At 70.5% G+C, this 26827-nt stretch carries 29 protein-coding genes; 21 read left to right on the plus strand and 8 right to left on the minus strand.

Going from position 1 to position 26827, the window contains the following annotated elements:
* Positions 1-25: 25 nt before the first annotated feature.
* On the minus strand, positions 26-661 hold the full coding sequence (locus tag GY170_RS13005) for a class I SAM-dependent methyltransferase (RefSeq protein ID WP_163894321.1): 636 nt from the start codon (positions 659-661) through the stop codon (positions 26-28).
* Between the two features lie 101 nt (positions 662-762).
* Here GY170_RS13005 and GY170_RS13010 point away from each other — a divergent pair, with 101 nt between their 5' ends.
* The gene (locus tag GY170_RS13010) at positions 763-1212 is read left to right on the plus strand and encodes an RrF2 family transcriptional regulator (RefSeq protein ID WP_163894323.1); all 450 of its coding nucleotides are present in this window, start codon (positions 763-765) and stop codon (positions 1210-1212) included.
* Here GY170_RS13010 and uraH read toward each other — a convergent pair.
* On the minus strand, positions 1197-1547 hold the full coding sequence (uraH, locus tag GY170_RS13015) for a hydroxyisourate hydrolase (RefSeq protein WP_163894325.1): 351 nt from the start codon (positions 1545-1547) through the stop codon (positions 1197-1199). The two genes, GY170_RS13010 and uraH, sit on opposite strands and share 16 nt — an antisense overlap.
* A 146-nt stretch (positions 1548-1693) precedes the next feature.
* Between uraH and GY170_RS13020 the strand changes: the two genes are divergently transcribed.
* The 4 genes from GY170_RS13020 to GY170_RS13035 all read left to right on the plus strand — a co-directional run bounded on the left by GY170_RS13020 (position 1694) and on the right by GY170_RS13035 (position 5212).
* On the plus strand, positions 1694-2365 hold the full coding sequence (locus GY170_RS13020; protein ID WP_163894327.1) for an HAD hydrolase-like protein: 672 nt from the start codon (positions 1694-1696) through the stop codon (positions 2363-2365).
* A gap of 134 nt (positions 2366-2499) precedes the next feature.
* Positions 2500-3915 carry an allantoinase PuuE gene (gene puuE / locus GY170_RS13025; RefSeq protein ID WP_163894329.1) on the plus strand — a complete coding sequence of 472 codons (1416 nt, stop codon included), beginning with the start codon at positions 2500-2502 and terminating at the stop codon, positions 3913-3915.
* A complete protein-coding gene (locus GY170_RS13030) occupies positions 3912-4733 on the plus strand; it encodes a bifunctional allantoicase/(S)-ureidoglycine aminohydrolase (protein WP_163894330.1) in 822 nt (273 codons plus the stop codon). Before puuE ends, GY170_RS13030 begins: the two co-directional genes overlap by 4 nt.
* Positions 4730-5212: an ureidoglycolate lyase gene (locus tag GY170_RS13035; RefSeq protein WP_163894332.1), complete on the plus strand. Its 483-nt coding sequence runs from the start codon at positions 4730-4732 to the stop codon at positions 5210-5212. Before GY170_RS13030 ends, GY170_RS13035 begins: the two co-directional genes overlap by 4 nt.
* Before the next feature lie 167 nt (positions 5213-5379).
* Here GY170_RS13035 and GY170_RS13040 read toward each other — a convergent pair whose 3' ends face one another.
* Positions 5380-6042 (minus strand): YiaD family glycine zipper/OmpA-like lipoprotein, encoded by a 663-nt coding sequence (locus GY170_RS13040; protein ID WP_163894334.1) that lies wholly within the window; start codon positions 6040-6042, stop codon positions 5380-5382.
* 153 nt (positions 6043-6195) lie between these two features.
* A complete protein-coding gene (locus GY170_RS13045) occupies positions 6196-7056 on the minus strand; it encodes a bifunctional helix-turn-helix domain-containing protein/methylated-DNA--[protein]-cysteine S-methyltransferase (RefSeq protein ID WP_163894336.1) in 861 nt (286 codons plus the stop codon).
* Between the two features lie 219 nt (positions 7057-7275).
* Here GY170_RS13045 and nth point away from each other — a divergent pair, with 219 nt between their 5' ends.
* Both nth and GY170_RS13055 read left to right on the plus strand, forming a co-directional pair.
* The gene (gene nth, locus GY170_RS13050) at positions 7276-7920 is read left to right on the plus strand and encodes an endonuclease III (protein WP_163894338.1); all 645 of its coding nucleotides are present in this window, start codon (positions 7276-7278) and stop codon (positions 7918-7920) included.
* A complete protein-coding gene (locus tag GY170_RS13055) occupies positions 7917-8900 on the plus strand; it encodes an adenosine kinase (protein WP_163894340.1) in 984 nt (327 codons plus the stop codon). Before nth ends, GY170_RS13055 begins: the two co-directional genes overlap by 4 nt.
* 100 nt (positions 8901-9000) lie before the next feature.
* Here GY170_RS13055 and GY170_RS13060 read toward each other — a convergent pair whose 3' ends face one another.
* Together GY170_RS13060 and putA are read right to left on the minus strand one after the other, a co-directional pair.
* Positions 9001-9459, minus strand: a complete 459-nt coding sequence (locus GY170_RS13060) for a GNAT family N-acetyltransferase (protein ID WP_235937845.1) — start codon at positions 9457-9459, stop codon at positions 9001-9003.
* Positions 9456-12875 carry a bifunctional proline dehydrogenase/L-glutamate gamma-semialdehyde dehydrogenase PutA gene (gene putA / locus GY170_RS13065; RefSeq protein WP_163894342.1) on the minus strand — a complete coding sequence of 1140 codons (3420 nt, stop codon included), beginning with the start codon at positions 12873-12875 and terminating at the stop codon, positions 9456-9458. The genes GY170_RS13060 and putA overlap by 4 nt, the downstream gene beginning before the upstream one ends.
* A 293-nt stretch (positions 12876-13168) precedes the next feature.
* On the opposite strand from putA, the gene GY170_RS13070 reads away from it, so the two are divergent.
* Positions 13169-13369 carry a hypothetical protein gene (locus GY170_RS13070; RefSeq protein ID WP_163894344.1) on the plus strand — a complete coding sequence of 67 codons (201 nt, stop codon included), beginning with the start codon at positions 13169-13171 and terminating at the stop codon, positions 13367-13369.
* Positions 13370-13603: 234 nt separating this feature from the next.
* Here GY170_RS13070 and GY170_RS13075 read toward each other — a convergent pair whose 3' ends face one another.
* On the minus strand, positions 13604-13960 hold the full coding sequence (locus GY170_RS13075) for a GFA family protein (protein ID WP_163894346.1): 357 nt from the start codon (positions 13958-13960) through the stop codon (positions 13604-13606).
* Positions 13961-14151: 191 nt separating this feature from the next.
* Here GY170_RS13075 and GY170_RS13080 point away from each other — a divergent pair, with 191 nt between their 5' ends.
* The 11 genes from GY170_RS13080 (at position 14152) to GY170_RS13130 (ending at position 24577) form a co-directional block, all read left to right on the plus strand.
* Positions 14152-15024, plus strand: coding sequence for an S-methyl-5'-thioadenosine phosphorylase (locus GY170_RS13080; protein ID WP_163894348.1), 873 nt, complete (start codon positions 14152-14154; stop codon positions 15022-15024).
* 1 nt (position 15025) lies between these two features.
* Positions 15026-15655 (plus strand): LysE family translocator, encoded by a 630-nt coding sequence (locus GY170_RS13085; protein ID WP_163894350.1) that lies wholly within the window; start codon positions 15026-15028, stop codon positions 15653-15655.
* Positions 15652-16182: an adenine phosphoribosyltransferase gene (locus tag GY170_RS13090; protein WP_163894352.1), complete on the plus strand. Its 531-nt coding sequence runs from the start codon at positions 15652-15654 to the stop codon at positions 16180-16182. Before GY170_RS13085 ends, GY170_RS13090 begins: the two co-directional genes overlap by 4 nt.
* Positions 16183-16582: 400 nt before the next feature.
* Complete coding sequence (locus GY170_RS13095; protein ID WP_163894354.1) at positions 16583-17461, plus strand: LysR family transcriptional regulator; 879 nt, start codon at positions 16583-16585, stop codon at positions 17459-17461.
* A gap of 106 nt (positions 17462-17567) precedes the next feature.
* Complete coding sequence (locus GY170_RS13100; RefSeq protein WP_163894356.1) at positions 17568-18047, plus strand: formate dehydrogenase subunit gamma; 480 nt, start codon at positions 17568-17570, stop codon at positions 18045-18047.
* The gene (locus GY170_RS13105) at positions 18044-19540 is read left to right on the plus strand and encodes a formate dehydrogenase beta subunit (RefSeq protein WP_163894358.1); all 1497 of its coding nucleotides are present in this window, start codon (positions 18044-18046) and stop codon (positions 19538-19540) included. The genes GY170_RS13100 and GY170_RS13105 overlap by 4 nt, the downstream gene beginning before the upstream one ends.
* Positions 19537-19749, plus strand: coding sequence for a DUF4287 domain-containing protein (locus tag GY170_RS13110; RefSeq protein ID WP_163894360.1), 213 nt, complete (start codon positions 19537-19539; stop codon positions 19747-19749). Before GY170_RS13105 ends, GY170_RS13110 begins: the two co-directional genes overlap by 4 nt.
* A gap of 24 nt (positions 19750-19773) precedes the next feature.
* Positions 19774-20646 (plus strand): GIY-YIG nuclease family protein, encoded by an 873-nt coding sequence (locus GY170_RS13115; protein ID WP_163894362.1) that lies wholly within the window; start codon positions 19774-19776, stop codon positions 20644-20646.
* Positions 20643-23576: a formate dehydrogenase subunit alpha gene (gene fdhF, locus GY170_RS13120; RefSeq protein WP_163894364.1), complete on the plus strand. Its 2934-nt coding sequence runs from the start codon at positions 20643-20645 to the stop codon at positions 23574-23576. The genes GY170_RS13115 and fdhF overlap by 4 nt, the downstream gene beginning before the upstream one ends.
* Positions 23577-23586: 10 nt before the next feature.
* Complete coding sequence (fdhD, locus tag GY170_RS13125; protein ID WP_163894366.1) at positions 23587-24366, plus strand: formate dehydrogenase accessory sulfurtransferase FdhD; 780 nt, start codon at positions 23587-23589, stop codon at positions 24364-24366.
* Positions 24356-24577: a formate dehydrogenase subunit delta gene (locus tag GY170_RS13130; RefSeq protein WP_163894368.1), complete on the plus strand. Its 222-nt coding sequence runs from the start codon at positions 24356-24358 to the stop codon at positions 24575-24577. The genes fdhD and GY170_RS13130 overlap by 11 nt, the downstream gene beginning before the upstream one ends.
* Before the next feature lie 317 nt (positions 24578-24894).
* Here the strand turns inward: GY170_RS13130 and GY170_RS13135 are convergent, their stop codons facing one another.
* Positions 24895-25356, minus strand: coding sequence for an Lrp/AsnC family transcriptional regulator (locus GY170_RS13135; RefSeq protein ID WP_163894370.1), 462 nt, complete (start codon positions 25354-25356; stop codon positions 24895-24897).
* Positions 25357-25494: 138 nt separating this feature from the next.
* On the opposite strand from GY170_RS13135, the gene GY170_RS13140 reads away from it, so the two are divergent.
* Together GY170_RS13140 and GY170_RS13145 are read left to right on the plus strand one after the other, a co-directional pair.
* Positions 25495-26529 carry an NAD(P)-dependent oxidoreductase gene (locus GY170_RS13140; RefSeq protein ID WP_163894372.1) on the plus strand — a complete coding sequence of 345 codons (1035 nt, stop codon included), beginning with the start codon at positions 25495-25497 and terminating at the stop codon, positions 26527-26529.
* On the plus strand, positions 26526-26825 hold the full coding sequence (locus tag GY170_RS13145) for a DUF2849 domain-containing protein (RefSeq protein ID WP_163894374.1): 300 nt from the start codon (positions 26526-26528) through the stop codon (positions 26823-26825). The genes GY170_RS13140 and GY170_RS13145 overlap by 4 nt, the downstream gene beginning before the upstream one ends.
* Positions 26826-26827 lie beyond the last annotated feature (2 nt).

A 26827-nucleotide genomic window follows, 5' to 3' on the forward strand; every position in this document is an offset into this window, starting at 1 on the left:
CTGCCCGCGCCCGCGGCGCCCGAGATCAGGGCAGGCGGCGCAGGAAGATCACCGTGTCGAGGAGGGTCGCCGTCTCGCCCTCCGGCCCCCTGCCCGGGCGCTCCACCAGCTCGGCGAGGCGCGTCTCCCAGCCCGCCAGCGGGGCGCCGAGATCAGCCAGCTCGCTGGCGACGGTGGGGAAGTCATGCGCCCGGTGCTCCGGCGCCGCCCAGGGCGGCGGCGCGCCGTGGGAGACGACGAGCAGATGCCCGCCGGGGCGGACGACGCCGGCAGCGGCGCGGAGGATGTCCGCCCGGGGCAGCGCCACCGGGCTCTGCAGGTAGAGCGCCGTGACGAGGTCGAAGGGCCCCTCCGGCAGCCCCTCCGCGAGGTCGCGCTGCTCGAAGCGCGCCGCCTCCGTCAGCCCCGCCTCCTCCGCCCGGGCGCGGGCGCGATCCACCGCCGTCTGCGAAATCTCCACGCCCAGCGCCTGCCAGCCGCGGGCGGCGAGCCAGAGGACGTCGTCGCCGTGGGAGGAGCCGAGGTCCAGCGCGCGGCCCGGCGGCAGATCGGCGACAAAGCGCAGAAGCGCGCCGCTGGGGCGGCCGGAGGCGCCGGTGCGCTTCGTCCGGTAGAATTCCTCCCAGTGGGCGCGGGGGTCGGCGGCGGTCAGATCGGACATGGCGGGCTCCTGAATCAAGTAACATACAAAGTATCTTGATATGCCGGCTCGGTCAAGACATGTAACCTGTGAAGTCACCTAACCCGCCAGGATCGCCCCCGATGCGCCAGGACACCCGCCTCTCCCGCCTTCTCCACGTGCTGCTGCACATGGCGGAGACCGACCAGCCGCTGACTTCGCAGGACATCGCGGCGATGCTCGGCTCCAACGCCGTCGTCGTCCGGCGGATCATGGCGGGGCTCCGGGATGACGGCTACGTCGCCGCCGAGCGCGGCCACGGCGGCGGCTGGCGCCTGGTGCGCCGGGCGGAGGAGATCACGCTGGCAGACATCTACCGCAGCCTCGGCGCGCCGGAGCTCTTCGCCTTCGGCCTCTCCAACCCCGCCCCGGACTGCCTCGTGGAGCGCAGCGTCAACGCCACGATGGACGAGACCATCGCCGCCGCGACCGCCGCGCTGATGGCGAAGTTCACCGAAATCCGGCTCAGCGACATCCAGTCGGACGTCGCCGCCCGCCGCACCCGCGTCGCCGCCGGTCAGGAGCCGCGATAGGTCGAGTAGCCGTAGGGCGAGAGCAGGAGGGGGACGTGGTAATGATCCTCCTCCGCCATTCCGAAGCGGATGGGGATCTCGTCGAGGAAGAGCGGCTCGTCCGCCGCCTGCCCGGTGTCGCGCAGGTAGGCCCCGGCGCAGAAGACCAGCTCGTAGCGCCCCGGCTCGAAGGCCGCCTGCGGCAGGATGGGCTGATCGGTGCGGCCGTCGGCATTCGTCACCGTCTCGGCCACCTTGGTGCGCCCGCCATCGAGCCGCCAGAGGGTGATCTCCACCCCCTCGGCCGGGAGCCCTCGGGTGGTATCGAGCACATGCGTCGTCAGATATCCGGCCATTGAGCCCTCCGTTCCAGGCCCCCACCATCGCGGAGGGGCCGGGGGCTCCGCAAGCCGGACCGTCGCTTTTTTATGCCCCATGGCACCGCGGGGGTCCGGTCGCGCCCGTCTGGACAGGCCGGGGCGCGCCCATTAGCCGGGCCCGCATGGCACCCGCAGACCTCTCGCCCGGCTTCCTCTTCTTCGATCTGGACGGCACCCTCGTAGACCCGGCGCCCGGCATCATCGGGTCGGTGCAGGAGGCCCTGACGGCGCTCGGCCAGCCCGCTCCCCCGCATCAGGACCTGCTCTGGGTCATCGGTCCGCCGCTGCGCGCCAGCTTCGCGAAGCTGCTGGGAGAGGAGGGCGACGTCGAACGCGCCGTTGCCCTCTACCGCGCGACCTACAGCGAAGGTGGCCTGTTCCGCGCCGAGCCCTACGAGGGCATCTTCGAGGCGCTGACCGCTCTGAAGGGCAACGGGTACCGGCTCTTCGTCTGTACCTCGAAGCCCCTGCCCTTCGCGCGCAGGGTCATCGCCCATTTCGGCTTCATGGAGTATTTCGAGGAGATCTACGGCCCCGATCTCGACGGGCGGTTCGACGACAAGGGCGATCTCATCGCGCACATCCTGCACTCGCAGAACCTGCCGGCAGAGGAGGGCTGCATGATCGGGGACAGGGCGAACGATACGCTGGCCGCCCGGCGAAACGCCCTGCGCTCCATCGGCGTGACATGGGGCTACGGCAGCCACCGAGAGCTTCGGGAGAATGGCGCGACGATCCTCTGCGAGACTGCCCATCAGCTACCCGACAAGGTCCGCTCCCTGCTCGGTAACTAAGGTCGTCGGCAACGCCCTCGTCCTGCCATCGAAGGCGATACCACCGCATCCGGCCGCACCTCGGCTCCGGGCCGTCCCACTTGAATCCCCGCCCTCCTTCGCCCTAGGAAAGCGGGAACTCCAAGGATGAACCGATGCCGCCCCGCTATCCGCGCGACCTGACCGGCCATGGGCCGACCCCTCCCATCGTCCACTGGCCCAACGGCGCGCATGTCGCCGTCAGCCTTGTCCTCAACTTCGAGGAGGGGGGCGAGAACTCGATCCTCCACGGCGACAAGGCGTCGGAGGCCTTCCTCTCCGACATCGCCGGCGCCCAGCCCTGGCCGGGGCAGCGGCACTGGAACATGGAGAGCATCTACGATTACGGCGCCCGCGCCGGCTTCTGGCGTCTGCACCGGCTGTTCACCGAGCGGGGGCTGCCGATCACCGTCTACGGCGTCGCCACCGCCCTCGCCCGCGCGCCCGAGCAGGTCGCCGCCATGAAGGAGGCCGGTTGGGAGATCGCCAGCCACGGCCTGAAATGGGTCGAGCACAAGGACATGGGCGAGGCCGAGGAGCGCGCCGCCATCGAGGAGGCGATCCGCCTCCACCGCGAGGTCGTGGGGCAGACGCCGCGCGGTTGGTACACCGGCCGCTGCAGCGAGAACACGGTGCGGCTGACCGCCGAGACGGGCCAGTTCAACTGGATCTCCGACACCTATGACGACGACCTGCCCTACTGGCGCGAGATCGGAAACCGCGACCAGCTCGTCATCCCCTACACGCTGGAAGCCAACGACATGCGCTTCGCCACCGCGCCGGGCTACATCACCGGCCAGCAATTCGGCGACTACCTGATCGATACCTTCGAGACGCTGCGCGCCGAAGGCGAGGCGGGCAGCCCCAAGATGATGAGCGTCGGCCTCCACAACCGCCTGATCGGGCGACCGGGCAAGATCGCCGGGCTGATTCGCTTCCTCGATCATATCGCCGGGCGCGGCGGCTGGTGCTTCACCCGCGGCGAGATCGCCCGCTACTGGGCCGAGCATCACCCGCACGAGCGCCGCGAGCGGCCGAGCGAGATGCGCAAGCGCCGGTTCCTCGAGCTCTTCGGCGGCATCTACGAGCATTCCCGCTGGGTCGCCGAGCGCGCATACAAGCTGGAGCTGGGGCCGGCGCATGACAGCGCCACCGGCCTCGCCAACGCCATGGCCCGCGCCTTCCGCTCCGCCAGCGAGGAGGAGCGGCTGGAGGTGCTGCGCGCCCACCCCGACCTCGCCGGCAAGCTGGCCGCGGCGGAGACGCTGACGGCGGAGAGCACCGCCGAGCAGGCCTCCGCCGGGCTCGACGCGCTGACGGAGGAGGAGCGGGCCCGCTTCACCGAGCTGAACAAGGCCTACATGGCCCGTCACGGCATCCCCTTCATCATCGCGGTGCGCGACCACGACAAGCCCGGCATCCTCGCCGCCTTCGAGCGGCGACTGGCGAATGACACGCCCGACGAGATCGCCGAGGCCTCGGCGCAGGTCGAGCGCATCGCGTGGCACCGGCTGAAGGCGATCCTGCCATGAGGTCCTACTACGCGCCCCCCGGGGGCCTGCCCGGCCAGAAGAGCCGCGCAAAGGACCGCGCCATCTTCACCGAGGCCTATGCCGTCATCCCCCGCGGCGTGCTGACGGACATCACCTACAGCCTGCTGCCCGGCTGGGAGAAGGCGCATGGCTGGGTGCTGGCGCGCCCGCTGACCGGCTTCTCCGAGACCTTCGCCGAACTCATCATGGAGGTGGCGCCGGGCGGCGGCGCCGACCACCCCGAGCCCGACCCGGAGGGCGAGGCGGTGATCTTCGTGCTGGCGGGCGATCTGCGGCTGACCATCGCGGGTGAGGCGCATGACATGATCTCGGGCGGCTATGCCTACCTGCCGCCCGGAGCCGACTGGCAGGTCGCCAATGTCTCCGACGCGCCGGTGAGCTTCGTCTGGGTCCGCAAGGCCTACGAGCCGGCGCCGGGCCTTCCGGCGCCCGAGGCCTTCGTGACGCATGACGACGACGTGGCGGCGGTGGAGATGCCCGACACCCGCGCCGCCTGGTCGACCACCCGCTTCGTCGACCCGAACGACCTGCGGCACGACATGCACGTCAACATCGTCTCCTTCCACCCTGGCGCCACGATCCCCTTCGCCGAGACACACGTGATGGAGCACGGGCTCTACGTGCTGCAGGGACGCGGCGTCTACCTGCTCAACGGCGACTGGGTGGAGGTGGAGGAGGGCGATTTCATGTGGCTGCGCGCGTTCTGCCCGCAGGCCTGCTACGCGGCGGGGACGGAGCCCTTCCGCTACCTGCTCTACAAGGACGTCAACCGGCACCTGCCGCTGCGCCTGAAATGAGGGAGATCGCGGCAGAGCCCCTGACGGCGGAGGCCTTCGCCCCCTTCGGCGACGTGCTGGAAGCAGCGGGCCCCTACGACAAACTCATCAACGAGGGGCTCTGCGGGCGCTGGCACGACCGCGCCCGGCTCGACTTCGGGACCGGCCGCGCCGGCATCTCGATCTTCCGGGCCGAGCCGCGCGCCCTGCCCTACGACTGCACGCTCCTGGAGCGGCACCCCGAGGGCAGCCAGGCCTTCCTGCCGCTCCACCAGGCGCCCTTCCTCGTGATCGTCGCCCCCGACGCGGGCGGCCAGCCCGGCGCCCCCCGCGCCTTCCTCACCGCGCCGGGGCAGGGCATCAACCTCTACCGCGGCACCTGGCACGGCGTGCTGACGCCGCTGTCGCCGCCGGGGCTCTTCGCGGTGGTCGACCGGATCGGCGAGGGGGCGAACCTGGAGGAGGTGCGGCTCGAGGACCCCGTGCGGGTCACGGGGTGAGACTGCGGGACCGGGGGGCCAGCCCCCCGGAGCCCCCCGAGGGTATTTTTGGCCAGATGAAACAGAAGCGGAAAGGCGAAGGGCGCCGCCCCGGGTGAGGCGACGCCCTTTCTCTGCCGTCGGGAGTGAGGGGGCGGCGCGGTTGGCGCCAGCCCCCGGAACTCCACTCAGCCGTTCGGGATGATGACGATCTCGACCCGTCGGTTCTGCGCCTTGCCGGCGGCATCCAGGTTGGACGCGACCGGCACATCCTCGCCGCGGCCGATGGTGGTGATCCGCGTCGGCGCGACGCCGGCGGAGATCAGCACGGAGGCGACGGACTGGGCCCGGCGCTCCGACAGGTCCTGGTTGTAGGCGGCGGGGCCGTCGCTGTCGGTATGGCCGACGACGTTGACGCGCGTGTTCGGGTAGCTCTGCAGGCTCGCCGCCAGCGTGCGCAGGTCACCCTGCAGCTGGCCGGTCAGCGAGGCGCTGTCGACCGGGAACAGGATGTCGTTCGGCATCGTCACCACGAGGCTTTCGCCGGTGTTGGTGATGCCGACGTTGGAGCCGAGCTGGTTGCGCAGCTCCGCTTCCTGCCGGTCGAGGAGCGTGCCGGCGGTGCCGCCGATCGTGGCGCCGGCGGCGGCACCGATGATGGCGTTGCGGGCGCGCTCCTGCGAGTTGTCACCGGAGAGGGCGCCGCCGACCGCGCCGATACCGGCGCCGATCAGGGCGCCGCGGCCGGCATTCTCGGACGTTTGGCCCGGCACCGGCTCGCAGGCGGCCAGCCCGAGGGCGAGCGCACTGGCGGAGAGGGTGAGGGCGGCTTTGTTCAGGATGGTCTGCATGATGTCTCTCGTCTCGAATGGGCGGCGCCATCGCCGCTGGCCGGCGGGCGCCCTTGAACCTCTTATCGGGGAGGATAACGCGGTTATCCAATAGCGGTTTCCCTGCATTGCGGGTTTTCGCCTAGCCGCGCCGCGGCGGGGGCCGCCCGCCCCTCATCCCGCCTCCGCCCGCGCCGTCTCCCACGCCAGCATCGCGCGCTTCACCGGCAGCCCCCAATGGTACCCGCCGAGGCCGCCGGACTTGCGCAGCGCCCGGTGGCAGGGGATCAGGTAGCCGATGGGGTTGCGCCCCACCGCCGTTCCCACCGCCCGCACCGCCTTGGGGTGGCCGATGCTGGCCGCGATCTCCGAATAGGTGGTCACGTTGCCGGAGGGGATGCGCATCAACGCCTCCCAGACCTTGATCTGGAAGGGCCCGCCGGTCAGCGTCAGCGCCACCTCGCCGCCCCCTCCGAAGGCCGCGGCCACCCAGCCCTCCAGCGCCTCGGGCGCCTCCGCGTAGCGCGCCCCCGGCCAGCGGCCCATCAGCTCCGCCAGTGCCGGCGCTTCTCCCGTCTCCGCCGTGAAGGCGAGGCCGCAGAGCCCGCGCTCCGTCCCCATCGCCAGCACAGGGCCGAAGGGGGAGGCGAAGCGCCCCCAGCGGATGACCAGCCCCTCGCCGCCGCGGGCGAAGGCGCCGGGGCTCATCGCCTCCCACCGCAGGAAGAGGTCGTGGAGCCGCCCCGTGCCGGAGAGCCCGGCCCCCTCCGCCGCCTCCAGCGTGGTGAAGCGCGCCTCCAGCAGCGCCTTGGCATGGCCGAGCGCCAGGTATTGCTGCAGCCGCTTCGGCGAGACGCCGGCCCAGGCGGTGAAGAGCCGCTGGAAATGCGCCGGTGACATCTGCATCCGCCCCGCCAGCTCCTCCAGCGAGAGCTGCCCGCCCCCGTCCCGCGCCGCAGCATCGATCTCGGCGATGGCGCGGGCCATGACGTGGTAATGGTACCCGTTTTCCTCAAAGCGCGTGGGGCTGGACATCGGCTCTCTCCTGACTGCGGGCCAGACTAGCGCCCCGCCCCCGCCCCCGGCGACCCGGAACTTGCCACAAACGCCCCTCTGTCTTTGGTCCTGCAAAAATCCTCGGGGGTGAATTGGCCAAGGGCCAGGAGGGGGGCAGACAGCCCCCCCCCCCCTGCCCGGCCCGCACCCCCCCGCCACGCCTTGCCTCATGCGCCGCGCCCGGCAATAACCGCCCTCATGCCCACGCCCCTCGCCTACGAAGAGATCAAGGAATGCTTCCGCCGCTGGCAGGAGGCCGACCCCGCACCAAAGAGCGAGCTCAACTACGTCAACCCCTACACGCTGGTGGTCGCCGTCGCCCTCTCCGCCCAGGCCACCGATGCCGGGGTGAACAAGGCGACGCGGGCGCTGTTCGAGGAGGTCCAGACGCCGCAGGCGATGCTGGAGCTCGGCGAGGCGGGGCTGATCGAGCACATCAAGACCATCGGCCTCTTCCGCAACAAGGCCAAGAACGTCATCGCCCTCTCCCGCATCCTGGTGGAGGAGCATGACGGTGAGGTCCCCGCCTCCCGCGCCGCGCTGGTCGCGCTGCCGGGTGTGGGGCGGAAGACGGCGAACGTGGTGCTCAACGTGGCCTTCGGCTTTCCCGCCCAGGCGGTGGACACGCATATCTTCCGCGTCTCCAACCGCACCGGGCTCGCCATGGGCAAGGACGTGCTGGCCGTCGAGCGCGCCATCGAGGATCGCGTGCCCGTCCAGTACCAGCAGCACGCGCACCACTGGCTCATCCTGCACGGGCGCTACATCTGCGTGGCGCGCAAGCCGCGCTGCCCCGATTGCCTGATCCGTGACATCTGCACCTTCGAGGAGAAGATTCTATGACCCGTTACCAGGCGGTCGGCATCGGCAATGCCGTCATCGACGTCTTGTCGGAATGCGACGACAACTTCCTCGCCAATATGGGCATCGAGAAAGGCATCATGCAACTCGTGGAGCGCGAGCGCGGCGAGATGCTCTACGGCGCCATGAAGGATCGCCGGCAGGCGCCCGGCGGCTCGGTCGGCAACACCATCGCGGGGCTTGGCAACCTCGGCCTCTCCACCGCCTTCATCGGGCGGGTCAAGGATGACGCGCTGGGGCAGTTCTACGCCTCGGCGCTGGAGGATGCCGGCACCGCCTTTCCCAACCGGCCCATCGCCGGGGCGGAGCTGCCCTCCTCGCGGTCGATGATCTTCGTCACGCCCGACGGCGAGCGCTCGATGAACACCTATCTCGGCGTCTCGTCGGAGATCTCGCCGGCCGACGTGCCGGAGGAGGTCGCCGGCGAATGCGACATCCTCTTCCTCGAGGGGTACCTCTACGACCGGCCGGAGGGGAAGGAGGCCTTCACCCAAGCCGCGCGGCTCTGCCGGGCCGGCGGAGGGCGGGCGGGGATCGCCCTGTCGGACCCGTTCTGCGTCGACCGGCACCGCGAGGATTTCCGCCGGCTGGTGCGGGAGCTCGACTACGTGATCGGCAACGAGCACGAGTGGGAATCGCTCTACCAGACGGACCTTTCCTCGGCGCTGGAGCAGGCGGCAAGCGAGTCGGGCCTCGTCGTCTGCACCCGCTCGGGGCATGACGTCGTGATCACTGACGGGACGGAGCTGGTGGAAGTGCCGGTCACCCGCGTGGTGCCGGTGGATGCCACCGGGGCGGGCGACCTCTTCGCCGCCGGCTTCATCTACGGCATGGCGCAGGGCGCCGATCTGGCGATCTCGGGCCGGATGGGCTGCGTCGCGGCGGCGGAGGTCATCTCCCACTTTGGCGCAAGGCCGGAGACGGACCTGAAGGCCCTGTTCCGCAAGGAAGGCCTGATCTGAGGGACGCGGGCGGTGCGCGGCGAACCCGCGCCCGCCACCCCCGCGCCACGCAGCGCCGGGCGCGCGGGGTGGGTGGGGGGGCGTGCCCGGCGCGGGGGCCCTAGAGCTTCAGCTTGAACCCGCTATGGGACTGGGCGAAGCCGAGGCCCCGGTAGAAGCGATGCGCCTCCGCCCGGTCGTTGTGCGAGGTGAGCTGCATCTGCGCGCAGCCCCGGCGCCGGCATTCCTCGATCCCCCAGAGCACCATCTGCCGGCCGAGCCCCTGCCCCCGGCGGGCCGAAGCGACGCGCACCGCCTCCAGCTGCCCGCGCCAGGCGCCCTTGTGCGAGAGGCCGGGCAGGAAGGTGAGCTGCATGGTGCCCACGACCTCCCCCTCCTCTTCGGCAACCAGGAGCAGCTGGTTGGCATCCGCCCGGATCGCCGCGAAGGCCGCGTGATAGCCGGCGGGCAGCGGCGGGCCGAGATCCTCCCGCGCCGCGCCCAGCATGTCGTCGGCCAGCAGGGCGACGATGAGCGGCAGGTCGTCCTCGTGGGCGGGCCGGATGGCGAGGTCGCTCACGAGGATTGCGCCAGGAGCGCGGCATTGCCACCGGCGGCGGTGGTGTCGATGGAGACATGCCGCTCCAACCGGCAGCGCGGCCCCATTTCCGGCCCGGTCAGCAGCGGGATGAGCATGCCGTCCCGCGCCGCCAGCGCCTGACGGGCCGCCCGCTGCGCTGCCTCGTCGCCCCAGAGCGCGACGGCCTCGAAGCCCTTGAGCCGGCCGAGCGCCTCGGCGGGCAGGTCGCCCTCGACATCGCCGCCGGGGCAGACGGTGAGCGCCGCGGCGCCGTTCTCGCGGGCGATCTCTGCCTGAACCCGCGCCGCCTCGGCGCCCGGGCCGAGGCAGAGGATGACGTCACGCCCGACCTCGCGGAGGCGGTTCGACTCGCCCGTCGGCCCTTGCATCTGGTGGATGGCGACCGGCCGCCCGCCCTGCCCCTTCAGGCGGTCCAGCCCCGCCTGCAACGCCCCCTCGTCGGCGCTCCGGGCCGCCTCGGTTCCCGCCACCGGCGCTGACGGGGCGAGGAAGCGGGGCAGGTAGTTCGGCCCGCCCGCCTTCGGCCCGGTGCCGGAGAGGCCCTCGCCGCCGAAGGGCTGCACGCCCACCACCGCGCCGATCTGGTTGCGGTTGATGTAGATGTTGCCGGCCTCGATGCCGGCCACCGCCTGCTCCACCCGGTCGTCGATGCGGCTATGCATCCCGAAGGTCAGCCCGTAGCCGCGGGCGTTGATGTCGGCGATCACTTTGGGCAGCGCCTCCGCCCGGTAGGTGGCGACGTGGAGCACTGGGCCGAAGATCTCCCGCTCCAGCGCGCCGATGCCGCTGAGGCGGATCACCGTGGGGGCGACGAAGTGCCCCTGCCCCGGCACCGCCAGCTCCTTGAGCACCCGCCCCTCGGCCCGCGCCGCGGCGATATGCGCCTCGATCCCCTCGCGGGCCCGCGCGTCGATCACCGGGCCGATGTCGGTCGCCAGATCCCACGGATCGCCCAGCGCCAGCTCGTCCATCGCGCCGTAGAGCATCGCCAGCATCCGCTCGGCGACATCCTCCTGCAGGTAGAGCACCCGCAGCGCGGAGCAGCGCTGCCCGGCGGAGCGGAAGGCGGAGAGGACGATATCGCGCACCGCCTGCTCCGGCAGAGCCGTGGAATCGACGATCATGGCGTTGAGGCCCCCCGTCTCCGCGATCAGCGGGGCGGCGGGGGAGAGGTGCTCGGCCATCGCCCGGTTGATCCGCTGCGCCGTGGCGGTGGAGCCGGTGAAGCAGACGCCGCCGATGCGGGCATCCGAGGTGAGCGCCGCGCCGACGGTGCCGCCGGCGCCCGGCACCAGCTGCAAGGCGCTCTGGGGCACGCCGGCCTTGTGGAGGAGCCCCACCGCGAGCCGGGCGATCAGCGGCGTCGCCTCCGCCGGCTTGGCGAGGACGCCGTTGCCGGCGGCCAGCGCGGCGGCGATCTGGCCGGTGAAGATGGCCAGCGGGAAGTTCCACGGCGAGATGCAGGTGAAGATCCCGGCTGGCGCCCCCTCCAGCGCCGGGGCGCCGGCGGCGTAGTAGCGCAGGAAGTCAACCGCCTCGCGCAGCTCCGCCACCCCGTCGGGGAGCGCCTTGCCGGCTTCGCGGGCGAGGAGGGCGAAGATCTGCCCTGCCTCCGCCTCGTAGAGGTCGGAGGCCTTTCGCAGCACCTCCGCCCGCTCCTCCGCCGGAGCATCCCAGGGCTCGGCGCGGGCAATGGCGGCGCGGGCGCCCTCCTCGTCCGCCTCCTCGATGTGGCCGACGATATCCGCGGGATCGAAGGGGGAGGCGACCGGCGTGCCGGTCTCGCCCCAGAGGTGGCCGCGCCACGGCGCCCGGCTCGCCTCGATCTCCGCCAGCGCGTCGGGGTCGTGCAGGTCAAAGCCGAGGGAATTGTGCCTGTCCTCGAAGAGCGCCTCGGGCTGGCGGACCAGTGAGCGGGCGCTGCCGAGCGCCACGAAGGGGTCCGTCGCCACCTCCTCGGCCGGGATGGCGACGTTGACGATCTGGTTCACGAAGGAGCTGTTGGCGCCGTTCTCCAGGAGCCGCCGGACGAGGTAGGCCAGCAGGTCCCGGTGCGGGCCGACGGGGGCGTAGATGCGGCAGCGGGCGCCGGCCTCCGAGCGGACGAGCTCGTGCAGCGACTCGCCCATGCCGTGCAGGCGCTGGAACTCCCAGCCCTCGACGCCGCCCGCCATCTCCAGCACCGCCGCCATCGTGTGGGCGTTGTGCGTGGCGAATTGCGGGTAGAGCCGTTCCCGCGCCGCCAGCAGGCGGGCCGCGCAGCAGATGTAGGAGACGTCGGTCGCGTGCTTGCGCGTGAAGACCGGAAAGTCGGCGAGCCCCTCGACCTGCGCCTTCTTGATCTCGCCGTCCCAGTAGGCGCCCTTGACGAGGCGCACCATGATGCGGCGGCCATGCCGCTCCGCCAGCGCATCGAGCCAGTCGATGACTGGCAGGGCCCGCTTGCCGTAGGCCTGCACGACGACGCCGAAGCCGTGCCAGCCGGCCAGCGCCTCGTCGGCGATCACCGCCTCGATGACGTCGAGGGACAGGTCCAGCCGGTCCGCTTCCTCCGCGTCGATGTTGAGGCCCATGTTGGCCGCGGCTGCGGCGCTGGCCAGCTCGGTGACGACGGGCACCAGCTCCGCCATCACCCGCTCGCGCTGGGCGACCTCGTAGCGGGGGTGGAGGGCGGAGAGCTTGATGGAGATGCCGGGATTGGTGGCGACGTCCTGCCCCTTCGCCTCGCGCGCCAGCCGGGCGATGGCCCCGGCATAGGCCTCGCGGAAATGGGCGGCATCGGCGGCGGTCATCGCCGCCTCGCCGAGCATGTCGTAGGAGAAGGTGTAGCCCTGCGCCGAGCGCTTGCGCCCCCGCGAGAGCGCTTCGTCGATGTCGCGGCCGAGCACGAACTGCCCGCCGAGCTCGCGCATCGCCTGCCCGACGGCGACGCGGATCACCGGCTCCCCCAGACGGCGGATGGCGCCGCGCAGCACCTCCGCCATGCCCTGCCCCTCGCGCAGGACCTGCCCCGTGAGCATCAGCGCCCAGGTGGAGGCGTTGACGAGCGGAGAGGAGGAATGGCCGAGGTGCCGCCCCCAGGAGGAGGGGGCGATCTTGTCCTCGATCAGCGCGTCGATGGTCTCGTTGTCGGGCACGCGCAGCAGGGCTTCGGCGAGGCACATCAGCGCGATGCCTTCCTCCGTCGACAGGCCGTACTCGGCGAGGAAGACCTCCATCAGCCCCGGCCGGCCGTTCTGGCGGACCCGCCGCACCAGCGCCGCCCCCCGCTCCGCCGCCCGCTTGCGGGTCTGGGCATTCGGCGCATGGTCGGCCGCGAGCGCGTCGAGAAGCGGGCCCTCGCTCGCAAGATGGCGGTCGCGGACAATCTGGCGGAGGTCGGAGAGGTCGGTCATGAGGGCTTTCGAGACGCTGGGAAGGATCGGCGGAGGATCGGCGCGGCGATGCTGCCCCCAACGCCGGGGCGGCGCAATGGGCGCGGCCGGGCCATGGTGACGCGGGCCCATTCGCCCAAAGACGCGGCAGTGGCTGTGGATGACCTGTGGAGAACCCCCGCCCCCCAGCCCGTCCCGGCCAAAAGATGCTGAGCAAGGGGCCGCGGCGGCCCGGCAGACGGGACTCGGTGCGGGGCAGCGCGCTAATGTGGCCGCAGGATGGAACGGGGATGAGTCTGATGCAGAATGCTGCCATGAGCACGCCCGCGGCGGGTAAGGCTGCCGCAACGATCACCGATTTGCGCGAGGAGGAGGTGGCGCCCTTCCTCAAGCGCTCGATCTCCCAGCACGCGCTGTCGCAGATGATGCGCGAGCTCAACGCCGACATGCTCTCCGCCAGTCCGCACCGGCGCGCGGCGGCGGAGGCGGCCCTGTCGCGGATCGGCTTTCTCTGAGGCCGGAGCGGCGATGCCCGGATCAGGGTGCGCTCAGATCAGCGGAACGAAGGGCACGCCGCAGCCTGCGAGGGTGGCGAGCGCCGCCAGGGCGAGGGCGAGTCGGGTGCGGGACATCGGTGGCTCCGTGGCTGTCGGTCCCCGCCACCTTTGCCGATGCGGGCGCGCCTGTCGACCGGCCGGGCCCGCCGACGGCGCCGGGTCACGCCCTTGTCAGGCCCCCGTCATGCATCATCAGGCGGAGGCGCCGTCGTAGGCCATCGACGTCAGCGCCCGCGCGTCGATCCCGTCGAGGCAATTGACGTTGACCGCCGCCGTCTCCGCCCCGTCCGGCGCCGCGCCGAAGCCGAAGGGCTCGATGCCGCACGTCTTGCAGAAGCGGTGGGAGATCGTCTCGCTGTTGAAGAGATACTCCGTCATCTGCCCCTCGCCGCTGATCAGGCGGAACTTCTCCTTCGGCGTGAAGGCGAAGACGGCGCCGAGGCGGCGGCAGCGCGAACAGTTGCAGGTGACGGTGTGGTCCAGATCCACCTCCGCCTCGAAGCTCAGAGCGCCGCACTGGCAGCTCCCGGTTACCTTCTGGTCGGACATCGCCGATTCTCCCTGTGGGTTTATTCGAAGATTACCGCCGCCCTGCCGCCGCGCAAGACTTTGTTCACTTTTTGTTCGTGCCCCTGCCCGCTTTCGCGGCAGCCTGCGCGCTGCCCGGCACACCGGCACGGCTCCGCGCTTCCGCGCCCGTCCCGCATCGCCTAGGGTCGGGCCGAACGGCAGGGGGCAGCATGGCACGCAAACTGGGAATCCTCGGCGGCTCGGGGCTTTACGAGATCGAAGGCCTGCAGGGCGCCGCCTGGACGGAGGTGGAGACGCCCTGGGGCAAGCCGTCGGATGCCTTCTTCACCGGCTCCCTGAACGGGCTAGACCTCGTCTTCCTGCCCCGCCACGGGAGCGGGCATGTCCACGCGCCGGGAGACGTGCCCTACCGAGCCAACATCGACGCGATGAAGCGGCTGGGGGTGACGGACATCCTCTCCATCTCCGCCTGCGGCAGCTTCCGCGAGGAGATGGCGCCGGGCGACTTCGTCGCCATCGACCAGTTCATCGACCGGACGGTGGGGCGCCCGTCCAGCTTCTTCGGCTCCGGCTGCGTCGCCCATGTCTCCATGGCCCACCCCACCTGCCCCCGCCTCGCCCGCGCCGCGGTGGCGGCGGCGCGCGAGGCCGGGGCGACGGTCCACGAGGGCGGCACCTACCTGGCGATGGAGGGGCCGCAGTTCTCCTCGCTGGCAGAGAGCCGGATGTACCGGGAGAGCTGGGGCGCCGACATCATCGGCATGACCAACATGCCGGAGGCGAAGCTGGCGCGCGAGGCGGAGATCTGCTTTCTCACCCTCGCCATGGTGACCGATTACGACAGCTGGCACCCCGACCACGGCTCCGTCGACATCCGCGAGATCCTCGCCACCCTCGCCGCCAATGCCGGCCACGCAAAGGGCACCGTCGCCGCGATGCCGGGCCTCCTCGATCACGAGACGCCGTGCCCGCATGGCTGCGACCGGGCGCTCGAGCACGCCATCATGACGAAGCCCGCTGCGCGGGACCCCGCCCTGCTGGCCAAGCTCTCGGCCGTCGCCGGCCGCGTTCTGGAGGCCTGAGATGGACATTCACGTCTGGCTGGCCTTCGTCGCCGCCTCGATCCTGCTGCTCGCCCTGCCGGGGCCGACTGTGCTGATGGTGCTCTCCTACGCCCTCAGCCAGGGGCGCCGCGTGGCGCTGGCCATGGTCGCCGGCGTGGCGCTGGGGGACCTTCTGGCCATGTCCGCCTCCCTCCTCGGGCTGGGGGCGCTGATGGCGGCCTCGGCGACGCTGTTCACGATCTTCAAGGTGATCGGCGGGCTCTACCTGCTCTGGCTGGGCTTCAGGCTGCTCCGCGAGCCGCCCGCCGTGCTGCGCCCGGAGGCGGAGGAGGCGCCGCCGATGGCGCCCGGCCGCATCTTCGGCCACGCGGCGCTGGTGACGGCGCTCAACCCCAAGAGCATTGCTTTCTTCGTCGCCTTCGTGCCGCAGTTCCTCTCCCCCGCCGCGCCGGTGGCGCCTCAGGCGGCGATCCTCATCGCCACCTTCGTGGGGCTGGCGGCGGTGAACTCGCTGCTCTACGCCCTGCTCGCCGACGGGGTGCGCACGCGCCTCGCCCGGCCCCGGCTCCTCCTCTGGGTTTCCCGCGCCGGCGGCGCGGCGCTCATGGCGATGGGCCTTCTGACATTGAACCTCAAGCGGGCCGCATGACCGATATTCGAGACTACATCCGCACGATTCCCGACTTCCCCCACGAGGGGATCCTCTTCCGCGACGTGACAACGCTATTCCTGCATCCGCAGGGGATGCGGGACGCGATCGACCAGCTCCTCGCGCCCTACCCGGGCCAGCAGATCGACCTCGTGGCGGGGCTGGAGGCGCGCGGCTTCATCCTCGGCGGCGCCATCGCCTACCAGCTGGGGCTGGGCTTCGTGCCGATCCGCAAGGCCGGCAAGCTGCCGGGCGCCGTGCTGAGCCAGGCCTACAAGCTGGAATACGGCGAGGCGGTGATGGAGGTGCATGACGACGCGGTGCAGCCCGGCCAGAAGGTGCTGCTGGTGGACGACCTGCTGGCGACGGGCGGCACGGCGGAGGCGGGCATCCGCCTGATCGAGAAGATGGGCGGCGAGGTCATCGGCTGCGCCTTCCTCATCGACCTGCCGGACCTCGGCGGCCGGGCCCACCTGGAGGGCCTCGGGATGAAGGTGCATGCGCTGACGGCCTACGAAGGGGCGTAGGGCGGCGCCGGGCTGAAGCCCGCCTACGGGCGGCGTCGGCCATCGTGTTTCCCCCGCCCCCACGAAAACTGCAGTGGAGCACCGTCCGAGCTATGCCCCCCGGTACGCGCCAAAGGCTCAGGGCGAGCGCCTGCCCGTCCCGGCGGGCTGGCGCTCTGGTTGAGCTTGGCGTTCAGCGGCCGTCGGGGAGGGATTTTGCGGGCATAAAGCGCGCAGCGGCGCCGTTGGAGCGCCACCCCACGGGCAGGCGCCCGCCCTGCGCCCGCAACGTGGGTCGAAATTGCGGCAGCGGAGGTGGACAGAACCTCGCCAGCTTTCGATGTACCCAGAACCGCCCGCCACTGCATCCCCCCCCCGTCCTCCCTTCCCCTCCCCCTTCGCGCCCCCTACCCTGCCCGTCATGCTCGACCGGCTCGAACTCTTCCTCATCCTCGCGCGCACCCGGCATTTCGGGCGGGCGGCGGAGGAGGCGGGGATCACGCAGCCGTCGCTCTCGGCCGCCATCCGGCAGCTGGAGGCGCAGCTGGGCTGCGTGCTCGTCAACCGCGGCTCGCGCTTTCAGGGGCTGACGCCGGAGGGGGAGCGGGTGCTGGACTGGGCGCGCCGGCTCACCGGCGACGTGCGCGCCATGAAGGCGGAGCTGCGCGCGGCGCGGGAGGGGCTGACGGGGCGGCTGCGCCTCGCGGTCATCCCCACCGCGCTGACAACCGCCGCCCGCCTCTCCGCCGCCATCGCGTCGCGGCATCCGGGGCTGCGGCTGACCGTCACCTCCGCCTCCTCCATCGAGATCCTTGAGCGGTTGGACGACCTGACGCTGGATGTCGGGCTGACCTACCTCGACAACGAGCCCCTCGGCCGCGCCCGCACCCTGCCGCTCTACGCCGAGCGCTACGTGCTGGTGACCCGCACCGACGACGCGCCGGCCGGCCCCGAGCTGCCGTGGGCGGAGCTGGCGGCGCTCAACCTCTGCCTCCTGACGCCCGAGATGCAGAACCGGCGGATCATCGACGGCTACCTCTCCGAGGCGGGGGTAACGGTGACCCCGCAGGTGGAGACGAACTCCACCATCACCCTCATCTCCCACGTCATCGCCGGCGGCTGGGCGACGATCCTGCCCTCGCGCGCCGCCGAGCCCTTCCTCGCAACCGGGCCGCTGACCGCGACGCCGCTCACGGCGCCCGACGCGCACCACGCCGTCGGCCTCGTCTACCCCCCGCGCGAACCGGTGCCGCCCCTGCTCAAGGCGTTTCTCGCCGAGGCGCGTGGCTTCGCCGAGTAAGCCCGGCGCCTCCCCTCGATAGGAAACGCCTATCAACCCACCGATCCACGATATTGATTTGCGGTGTGGTCTGGCTAGGAGGAGGGAAACGCGCTGGAGGGCCCCCATGACCGACCAGATCACCCCGGACGGCCTCGACGAGCGGCTCTCCGAGATCCTTGCCGCGCACCAGGGCCTCGAGGGCCCGCTGCTGCCGATCCTCCATGCTGTGCAGGCGGAGTGGGGGCATGTGCCGCAGGCCTCCGTGCCGCTGATCGCGAAGGCCCTCAACCTGAGCCGGGCCGAGGTGCACGGCGTCGTCAGCTTCTACCATGACTTCCGCGAGGCGCCCGTCGGCACCCATGTGCTGCGCCTCTGCCGGGCCGAGGCCTGCCAGGCGCAGGGCGGCGCCGGCATCGCCGAGCTGGTGAAGGACAGGCTGGGCGTCGACTGGCACGAGACCACGGCCAACGGCCGCGTGACGCTGGAGCCGGTCTACTGCCTCGGCCTCTGCGCCTGCGGGCCGGCGGCGATGATCGACGAGACGGTCTGCGGCGGGCTCACCCGCGAGCGCACCCTCGCCCTCCTGGAGGAGCTCGGCGCATGAAGATCTGGCTCTCTCAGGATGCCGCCGCCCGGGCCCTCGGCGCCGACGAGGTGGCGCGGGCGCTGACGGCGGAGGCCGTGCAGCAGGGCATCGAGCTGCAGCTCGTTCGCACCGGATCGCGCGGGATGGTCTGGCTGGAACCGATGGCCGAGGTGGAGGTGGATGGCGTCCGCCATGCCTTCGGCCCGCTGGCGCCCGGCGATGCGGCGGCGCTGCTCGCCGGCACCTGCGACAAGGGACAGGGCCCGACGGAGGAGATCCCCTTCTTCGCCCGCCAGACGCGGCTGACCTTCGCCCGCTGCGGCGTGATCGACCCGCTCTCGCTGGACGAGTACCGCGCCCACGGCGGCTTCGCGGCGCTGGAGAAGGCGCGCGAGATCGGCGCGGAGGGCGTTCTGTCAGAGCTGACGGACTCGGGCCTGCGCGGCCGCGGCGGCGCCGGCTTCCCGGCGGCCATCAAGTGGACGACAGTGGCCAAGGCCGAGGCGGACCGCAAGTACATCGTCTGCAACGCCGACGAGGGCGACAGCGGCACCTTCGCCGACCGGATGCTGATGGAGGGCGACCCCTTCACCCTCATCGAGGGCATGGCCATCGCCGGGCTCGCCTGCGGGGCGGCCAAGGGCTTCATCTACATCCGCTCGGAATACCCCGACGCCATCGCCATCCTCACCGAGGCGCTGCGCATCGCGCGCGGCGGCGGCCTGCTGGACGGCTTCGACCTTGAGCTGCGCGTCGGCGCCGGCGCCTATGTCTGCGGCGAGGAGACGTCGTTGCTCAACTCGCTGGAAGGCAAGCGCGGCGTGGTCCGCGCCAAGCCGCCGCTGCCGGCGCTGGAGGGGGCATTCGGCAAGCCGACGCTGGTCAACAACGTGCTCACGCTGGCCTCCGTGCCCGCCGTGATCACCGGGGGCGGCAAGGCCTATGCCGGCTACGGCGCCGGGCGGTCCAAGGGCACGATGCCGATCCAGATCGCCGGCAACGTCCTGCGCGGCGGGCTCTTCGAGGCGCCCTTCGGCATGCCCCTCGGCCAGCTGGTGGAAGAGATCGGCGGCGGGCCCCGCTCCGGCGCGCCGGTGAAGGCGGTGCAGGTGGGCGGCCCCTTGGGCGCCTACTTCCCACCGGCCCTCTTCGACACGCCCTTCACCTACGAGGATTTCGACGCGGCGGGCGGGCTGATCGGCCATGCCGGCATCGTGGTCTTCGACGACAGCGCCGACATGGTGGCGCAGGCCCGCTTCGCCATGGAGTTCTGCGCGGTGGAAAGCTGCGGCAAGTGCACGCCCTGCCGCGTGGGCGCCGTGCGCGGCGTGGAAACCATCGACCGCATTGCCGCCGGCGACGCCGCCGCGCTGCCGCTCCTGGAAGACCTCTGCCACACCATGAAGCTCGGCTCGCTCTGCGCGCTGGGGGGCTTCACGCCCTACCCGGTGATGAGCGCCGTGCGGCATTTCCCCGAGGAATTCCAGCTCGCGCGGGAGGCGGCGGAATGACGGAGAAGGTCAAAGGCCCCGCCTCCTACTTCCCCTCCATCGAGGCGAAATACGGCCAGCCGATCGACCACTGGATGGGCCTGCTCGACGGGGCCAGTGAGAAGACACACATGGACCATGTGACCTGGCTGAAGTCCGAGTTCGGAATGGGCCACGGCCACGCCAACGCCCTCGTCGCCGCCTGGCGCGCCCGGCAAGAGAAGGGTTGAGCCGTGCATACCGTCGGTCGATCCATGGAACTCTACTTCATTGACGGTGACCCGAATGGGATGCTCACCGCCGAAGTGTTCAACTGGACTGGCCATATCCTCATGGCCCCGAGAACGAGGATCCGCGAAGCCCTGACACGCCGGGAGGCTGGCTACTCGGGCGTTTACCTTCTCATTGGAGAAGATGAAGGGCGAACGAAAATCTATATCGGCGAGTCTGACAATATTGCCCGACGCATCGGCCAACATGATGTCGCCAAGGATTGGTGGACATCGGCCGTAATCATCGTCTCGGCAGCCAATACGCTACACAAGGCTCATGCAGCGTATCTTGAATCTCGACTAGTCGAGATTGCCTCGGACGTGGGGCGCTATGACGTCGACAACCGGAACGCTCCGTCGCGTGCCAGCTTGCCGGAAGCTGCAGTGGCTAACATGGAGGCGTTCCTAGAGAACATTCTCATGGTGCTGCCAGCGCTAAGAATTGACGGCTTCGTAAGTCGCAAGAGACGGACCAAGGAAATCACCGACGAACGCCTTCCGGGCGACCCCGAGTTCGAGATGGGTCAAAAGTCGACTGGCATCAGTGCAAGGGCACTTTTGAGTGACGGTGAATTTGTGGTTCTTGCTGGCTCGCAAGCGCGCCATGAGTGGGTCGGGATTCCGTCAGGATATCAGGCGCTCTACGCCGAACTCGTCGACCAAGGGGTTCTGGGCCCCCAAACAGGCGACAAGCGCTTGTTTCTAGACAACTACGCATTCTCCAGCCCAAGCGCTGCAGCAGCTGTCATTCTAGGTCGCTCGGCAAATGGTACGATAGAGTGGAAAGCTAAAGGCACTTCTCAAACCTACAAGGCTTGGGAAGCAGCTCAACTCATTGCAGAGGTGGCAGAATGAAAGACTTCATCATTCCCGATGACGGCCCCTTCTCGACCCGCGACATGGGCACGCCGGCAAAGCAGGGTGCGCCGGTCACGCTGACGATCGACGGCTTCAAGGTCACCGTTCCGGAAGGCACCTCCGTGATGCGCGCCGCGGCCGAGGCGGGCATCAGCGTGCCGAAGCTTTGCGCCAGCGACAATCTGGAGGCCTTCGGCTCCTGCCGGATGTGCCTCGTCGAGATCGAGGGCCGGCGCGGCACGCCCGCCTCCTGCACGACGCCAGTGGCCGAGGGCATGGTGGTGCAGACCGAGACGCCGCAGATCCGCCAGCTGCGCAAGGGGGTGATGGAGCTCTACATCTCCGACCACCCGCTCGATTGCCTCACCTGCGCCGCCAATGGCGATTGCGAGCTGCAGGACACCGCCGGCGCCGTCGGCCTTCGCGACGTGCGCTACAAGCCCGGTGAGAACCATTACGATCCGGCGGGGATCGGCGCCCGCAGCCAGGCCGAGGCGCATTGGCGCGCGCCCGAGGCGGAGGCCAACCCCAAGTTCATCCCCAAGGATGAATCGAACCCCTATTTCACCTACGACCCGGCCAAGTGCATCGTCTGCTCGCGCTGCGTGCGGGCCTGCGAAGAGGTGCAGGGCACCTTCGCGCTGACCATTGAGGGTCGGGGCTTCGATAGCCGCGTCTCCTTCGGCGATGCCGGCGCGGATGTGTTCTCGTCCGATTGCGTCTCCTGCGGGGCCTGCGTTCAGGCCTGCCCGACGGCGACGTTGCAGGAGAAGTCCATCGCCGAGCTCGGCACTCCCGACCGCAAGGTCATCACCACCTGCGCCTATTGCGGCGTCGGCTGCTCGTTCGAGGCGCATATGCGCGGCGACCAGGTGGTGCGGATGGAGCCCTACAAGCACGGCAAGGCCAACCGGGGCCATAGCTGCGTGAAAGGCCGCTTCGCCTATGGCTACGCCAATCACGCCGAGCGCATCACCGAGCCGATGATCCGCGACAGCATCGACGAGCCCTGGCGCGTGGTGAGCTGGGAGGAGGCCATCGCCTTTTCCGCCACCAAGCTGCGCGGCCTGCAGGAGAGCCACGGGAAAGAGGCCATCGGTGTCATCACCTCGTCGCGCTGCACCAACGAGGAGACCTACCTCGTGCAGAAGCTGGCGCGCGCGGTATTCCACAACAACAACACCGACACCTGCGCCCGCGTCTGCCATTCGCCGACGGGCTATGGCCTGAAGACCGCCTTCGGCACCTCCGCCGGCACGCAGAATTTCGACTCTGTCGAGCACACCGATTGCGCCATCGTCATCGGCGCCAACCCGACCGACGGTCACCCCGTCTTCGCCAGCCGCCTGAAGAAGCGGCTGCGGCAGGGCGCCGGGCTGATCGTGATCGACCCGCGCCGCATCGACCTCGTGCAATCGCCCCACATCAAGGCCGCGCATCACCTCGCCCTGCGCCCCGGCACCAATGTCGCCGTGCTCACCGCGCTGGCGCATGTGATCGTGACGGAGGGCCTGATGGACGAGGCCTTCATCCGCGAGCGCTGCGACTGGGACGAGTTCCTCGCCTATGCCGAGTTCGTCAGCGAAGAGCGGCACTCGCCCGAAGCCGTCGAGGCCAACACCAGCGTCCCCGCCGCGACCATCCGCGAAGCGGCCCGCATGTATGCAGCCGCACCCAACGGCTCGATCTACTATGGCCTCGGCGTGACGGAGCATTCCCAGGGCTCCACCACCGTGATGGCCATCGCCAACCTCGCCATGCTCACCGGCAATATCGGCCGGCCCGGCGTGGGGGTGAACCCGCTGCGTGGCCAGAACAACGTGCAGGGCTCCTGCGACATGGGGAGCTTTCCCAACGAGTTCCCCGGCTACCGCCATGTCAGCGACGACACGGCCCGCGGCATCTTCGAGCAGGCCTGGGGCGTGGAGCTCGACGCCGAGCCTGGCCTGCGCATCCCCAACATGCTGGATGAGGCAGTCAACGGACGCTTCAAGGGCATCTACATCCAGGGCGAAGACATTCTGCAATCCGATCCTGACACCAAGCATGTCGCGGCCGGCCTGAAAGCGATGGACTGCGTCATCGTGCAGGACCTCTTCCTGAACGAGACGGCCAACTACGCCCATGTCTTCCTGCCCGGCTCGACCTTCCTCGAGAAGGACGGGACGTTCACCAATGCCGAGCGCCGCATCAACCGCGTGCGCGAGGTGATGAAGCCGAAGAACGGCTATGCCGACTGGGAGATCACCCAACTGCTCGCCAACGCGATGGGCGGCAATTGGCACTACACGCATCCCTCCCAGGTCATGGACGAGATCGCCTTCACCACCCCGGGTTTCGCCGGCGTGAACTACGAGATGCTGGAGGAGCGCGGTTCTGTCCAATGGCCCTGCAACGAGGCGGCGCCCGAGGGCTCGCCCGTGATGCATGTCGATGGCTTCGTGCGCGGCAAGGGCCAGTTCATCCACACCGAATACGTGGCGACGGATGAGAAGACCGGCCCGCGGTTCCCGCTCCTGCTCACCACGGGACGCATCCTCAGCCAGTACAACGTCGGCGCCCAGACGCGGCGGACGCAAAACGTGCGCTGGCACGAGGAGGACCGGCTGGAGATCCACCCCTTCGATGCCGAGAACCGCGGCCTGAAAACGGGCGACTGGGTGCGCCTCGCCTCCCGCTCCGGCGAGGTCTCCCTGCGCGCCGAGGTGACGGACAGGGTGGCGCCGGGTGTGGTCTACACCACGTTCCACCACCCCTCGACGCAGGCTAATGTGGTGACGACCGACTATTCCGACTGGGCCACGAACTGCCCGGAATACAAGGTGACGGCAGTGCAGGTCGGCGCCTCCAACGGGCCGACGGACTGGCAGGAAAGCTACGAGGCCGAGGCCGAGCTGGCCCGGCGCATTCTGCCGGCGGCGGAGTGACGGGGCCCGCATGAGCCTGCCGCCGGTCAGCCGCGTCGTCGCCGGGCGCCCCCTCGCCGAGGAGGTGCCCGTCGCGCTCGTGTTCAACGGCACGACGCAGGCGGCGATGATGGCGACCCCGGCTGATATCGAGGACTTCGCCACCGGATTCGCCCTGACGGAGGGGCTGGCGGCGCGGGAGGAGATCGGCGAGGTCGAGGTCATCACCCAGCCGAACGGCCTCGAGGCCCGCCTCTGGCTGCCGGAAGAGCGCGCCGCCGCCCTCGCCGCCCGCCGCCGCGCCATGGCCGGCCCGGTCGGCTGCGGCCTCTGCGGCATCGACTCGCTGGAGCAGGCGGTGCGCCCCCTGCCCCGCCTCGCCGCGGGCACCCTCTCCCTCTCCACCGCCGAGGCCACCTCTGCGCTCGACGCGCTCCGCCAGCTCCAGCCGCTCCATGACGAGACCCGCGCCGTCCATGCCGCCGGCTTCTGGCACCCCGACTCGGGCGTCACGCTGGCGCGCGAGGATGTCGGCCGCCACAACGCGCTCGACAAGCTGATCGGCGCGCTCCTCCGCTCGGGAGCGGAGGTCTCCACCGGCGCCCTCATCGTCACCTCCCGCCTGTCGGTGGAGATGGTGCAGAAGGCGGTGATGGCGGGCGCGCCGCTGCTCGTCTCCGTCTCCGCCCCCACCGCCCATGCGGTGCGGCTGGCGGAGGAGGCCGGCCTCACCCTCGTCAGCCGCGCCGGCGGCCGCCTGACGGCCTTTTCCCATGCCCACCGCTTCAGCGAGGACGCCCATGCAGGGTGAAAACAAGCAGGCCGAAAAGCTCGTCCGCATGACCAACCAGATCGCCACCTTCTTCGCCACCCAGCCCTCCGGCGACCCGGCGGAGCGCACTGCGGGCCATCTGCGAGACACCTGGTCCCCCCAGATGCGTCGGGACCTCAAGGCGATCCTCGCCGAGGGCGGCGAGGGCCTGTCGCCCGTCGCGAAGGACGCCGCGGGCCGGCTGGCCTAGGAGGGGGCGCTGCCCCCGCTGCCTGCGGCAGCCCCCCGGAGTATTTGCAAAAGGGCGAAAGCAAGGAAGCTCGCCCCGCCTCGACCGCTCATCGAGCTCGAAGCGGGGCGCGCCCTTTACGGCCACCGGCTCTCCAGCCTGTCCCGCGAGTCCCAAGTTGCCCGATGTTGGTTATCAACGCGTAAACGCTACCGTCTGCTTGCTTTCGCCCTTTCTCAAATACCTCTCGGGGGGGTCGCCATTGAGTGCGCCATTGGTCCGAGCACCAATGGCGACGGGGGCAGACAGCCCCCCCGGCCTCTCCACCCGCGCCGTGGTCACAGCGGCAGCGCCACCGTCGACTTGATCTCTTCCATCGACAGCAGCGCCGTCACGTTGTGGATCTTCACCTCCGAGATCAGCGCCTGGTAGAAGGCGTCGTAGGCGCGGGCGTTCGGGACGCGGACCTTGAGGATGTAGTCGATGTCGCCCGCCAGCCGGTGCGCCTCCTGCACCTCGGGGCGCTCCTTCAGGGCCTTGAGGAACTTCTGCTGCCACTCCGCCTCATGCTCGGCGGTGCGGATCAGCACGAAGAAGCAGGCCTCGAACCCAAGCGCCTCGGCATCGACCAGCGCCACCTGCGCGCCGATCACGCCCGCCTCCTTCAGCTTGCGTATGCGGTTCCACACCGGGGTCTTGGAGGAGCCGACGGCACGGGCGATCTCCTCCAGCGGGCGGGAGGCGTCGCGCTGCAATTCGGCAAGGATTTTCCTGTCGGTCTCGTCGATGCGGAATGCCATTCCGGCTTGTCCTCCTCTTTGGGACATCCGGCCTGCAGCGCACTCCGGCCGAAACGAGCGTCCTTATTTCCTGCCAGACGTGGCGCGCGAAGGGAACAGCGTTCTATATTGCCACTCAACGAGAACGGAGACGCCGCAATGCAGCACTTCCCGATCTACCTCGATCTCGACAACCGCCGCGTCGTCCTCTCCGGCGGCGGCGAGACGGCGCTCGCCAAGCTGCGGCTGATCCTGAAGACGACCGCGCAGGTGGAGGTCTTCGCCGAAACGGCCAAGCCCGACCTGCAGCGGCTCGCCCGCGCCGGCAAGCTGACGCTGCATTTCCGCCGGATGACGGCCAACGACGCCGCCGGCGCCGCGCTCGTCTATGCCGCAGAGGATGACGCCACCCTCGATGCCGAGACGGCGCGGCTGGCCCATGCCTCCGGCGCCATGGTCAATATCGTCGACAACCTCGAGGCCTCGGACTTCATCACGCCCGCCATCGTCGACCGCGACCCGGTGACCATCGCCATCGGCACCGAGGGCGCCGCCCCCGTGCTGGCGCGGATGATCAAGGAGGATCTGGAGGCCCGCCTGCCCAGCGAGCTCGGTCTGATGGCCCGCGTCGGCAAAGCCTTCCGCGCCATGGCCGACCGGCTGCCCATGGGCCGCAAGCGGCGGGACTTCTGGGCCGAGTATTACCAAGAGATCGGCCCGCGCCTGTCCGAGGGCGGCGCCGCGGCGCTGGAGGGCGGGCTCGAGACCCTCCTCGACAAGCACCTCGCCGCCGAGGAGCGCAGCGGCCACCTCGATCTCGCCGGCACCGGGCCGGGCGACCCCGAGCTGATGACGCTCGCCGCGCGCAAGGCGCTCGACGCCGCCGACCTCGTCATCCACGCCCCCGGCACGCCCGGCGGCGTGCTGGAGCTGGCGCGCCGCGAGGCGTGGCGCGTCGAGGCGACCGACGAGGAGGCCGCCGTCGCCCGCGCCGGCCGCGCCATCGCGCGCGGGCTGCAGGTCGTCTGGCTGGTGCCCGGCGCCCCGCCCCGCGCGCTGGCCGCAAGGCTGGCGGGCGAGGGCTGGTCGTTCCGCCTCATCCCCGGTATCGCCGCGCCGGTGCAGGCCCGCACGCCCGCCAACCAGCCGGGCCGCCCGCCCGCCTCCACCACAGACAGAGAGACCGCACGATGAGCCGCCGCTTCACCCCCAAGGTCGTCACCGCCAACGCCCTGCTGGAGGGCGATGCAGTCTGGCTGCGCGCCGATGGCGGCTGGAGCCGCGACATGCACGACGCGCAGCTCTTCGAGGAGGAGGAGCTGGCGAACGAGGCGCTCCGCCACGCGCTCGCCCAGCCCGATCTCGTCGTCGGCGCCTACCTCGCCGATGCGAAGGCCGGCCCCGAGGGCCCGGTGCCCACCCATTTCCGCGAGGATTTCCGCACCCGCGGCCCCTCGAACTACCATCTTGGCAAGCAGGCGGAGGCCTGACC

Source organism: Pseudoroseicyclus tamaricis (assembly GCF_012070395.1).
Classification (GTDB): domain Bacteria; phylum Pseudomonadota; class Alphaproteobacteria; order Rhodobacterales; family Rhodobacteraceae; genus Pseudoroseicyclus_A; species Pseudoroseicyclus_A tamaricis.

Bases quoted from the DNA above. Each gene is read 5' to 3' on its own strand.
- GY170_RS13105 (WP_163894358.1), top strand. From the start codon at position 18,044: ATGAAGATCTGGCTCTCTCAGGATGCCGCCGCCCGGGCCCTCGGCGCC.
- GY170_RS13045 (WP_163894336.1), bottom strand. From the start codon at position 7,056: ATGTCCAGCCCCACGCGCTTTGAGGAAAACGGGTACCATTACCACGTC.
- GY170_RS13075 (WP_163894346.1), bottom strand. From the start codon at position 13,960: ATGTCCGACCAGAAGGTAACCGGGAGCTGCCAGTGCGGCGCTCTGAGC.
- GY170_RS13090 (WP_163894352.1), top strand. From the start codon at position 15,652: ATGACCGATATTCGAGACTACATCCGCACGATTCCCGACTTCCCCCAC.
- GY170_RS13110 (WP_163894360.1), top strand. From the start codon at position 19,537: ATGACGGAGAAGGTCAAAGGCCCCGCCTCCTACTTCCCCTCCATCGAG.
- GY170_RS13135 (WP_163894370.1), bottom strand. From the start codon at position 25,356: ATGGCATTCCGCATCGACGAGACCGACAGGAAAATCCTTGCCGAATTG.
- GY170_RS13085 (WP_163894350.1), top strand. From the start codon at position 15,026: ATGGACATTCACGTCTGGCTGGCCTTCGTCGCCGCCTCGATCCTGCTG.
- GY170_RS13040 (WP_163894334.1), bottom strand. From the start codon at position 6,042: ATGCAGACCATCCTGAACAAAGCCGCCCTCACCCTCTCCGCCAGTGCG.
- GY170_RS13005 (WP_163894321.1), bottom strand. From the start codon at position 661: ATGTCCGATCTGACCGCCGCCGACCCCCGCGCCCACTGGGAGGAATTC.
- GY170_RS13130 (WP_163894368.1), top strand. From the start codon at position 24,356: ATGCAGGGTGAAAACAAGCAGGCCGAAAAGCTCGTCCGCATGACCAAC.
- GY170_RS13010 (WP_163894323.1), top strand. From the start codon at position 763: ATGCGCCAGGACACCCGCCTCTCCCGCCTTCTCCACGTGCTGCTGCAC.
- GY170_RS13020 (WP_163894327.1), top strand. From the start codon at position 1,694: ATGGCACCCGCAGACCTCTCGCCCGGCTTCCTCTTCTTCGATCTGGAC.
- GY170_RS13055 (WP_163894340.1), top strand. From the start codon at position 7,917: ATGACCCGTTACCAGGCGGTCGGCATCGGCAATGCCGTCATCGACGTC.
- GY170_RS13115 (WP_163894362.1), top strand. From the start codon at position 19,774: ATGGAACTCTACTTCATTGACGGTGACCCGAATGGGATGCTCACCGCC.
- GY170_RS13070 (WP_163894344.1), top strand. From the start codon at position 13,169: ATGAGCACGCCCGCGGCGGGTAAGGCTGCCGCAACGATCACCGATTTG.
- GY170_RS13035 (WP_163894332.1), top strand. From the start codon at position 4,730: ATGAGGGAGATCGCGGCAGAGCCCCTGACGGCGGAGGCCTTCGCCCCC.
- uraH (WP_163894325.1), bottom strand. From the start codon at position 1,547: ATGGCCGGATATCTGACGACGCATGTGCTCGATACCACCCGAGGGCTC.
- fdhD (WP_163894366.1), top strand. From the start codon at position 23,587: ATGAGCCTGCCGCCGGTCAGCCGCGTCGTCGCCGGGCGCCCCCTCGCC.
- puuE (WP_163894329.1), top strand. From the start codon at position 2,500: ATGCCGCCCCGCTATCCGCGCGACCTGACCGGCCATGGGCCGACCCCT.
- GY170_RS13140 (WP_163894372.1), top strand. From the start codon at position 25,495: ATGCAGCACTTCCCGATCTACCTCGATCTCGACAACCGCCGCGTCGTC.
- nth (WP_163894338.1), top strand. From the start codon at position 7,276: ATGCCCACGCCCCTCGCCTACGAAGAGATCAAGGAATGCTTCCGCCGC.
- GY170_RS13145 (WP_163894374.1), top strand. From the start codon at position 26,526: ATGAGCCGCCGCTTCACCCCCAAGGTCGTCACCGCCAACGCCCTGCTG.
- GY170_RS13095 (WP_163894354.1), top strand. From the start codon at position 16,583: ATGCTCGACCGGCTCGAACTCTTCCTCATCCTCGCGCGCACCCGGCAT.
- GY170_RS13030 (WP_163894330.1), top strand. From the start codon at position 3,912: ATGAGGTCCTACTACGCGCCCCCCGGGGGCCTGCCCGGCCAGAAGAGC.
- putA (WP_163894342.1), bottom strand. From the start codon at position 12,875: ATGACCGACCTCTCCGACCTCCGCCAGATTGTCCGCGACCGCCATCTT.
- GY170_RS13100 (WP_163894356.1), top strand. From the start codon at position 17,568: ATGACCGACCAGATCACCCCGGACGGCCTCGACGAGCGGCTCTCCGAG.
- fdhF (WP_163894364.1), top strand. From the start codon at position 20,643: ATGAAAGACTTCATCATTCCCGATGACGGCCCCTTCTCGACCCGCGAC.
- GY170_RS13080 (WP_163894348.1), top strand. From the start codon at position 14,152: ATGGCACGCAAACTGGGAATCCTCGGCGGCTCGGGGCTTTACGAGATC.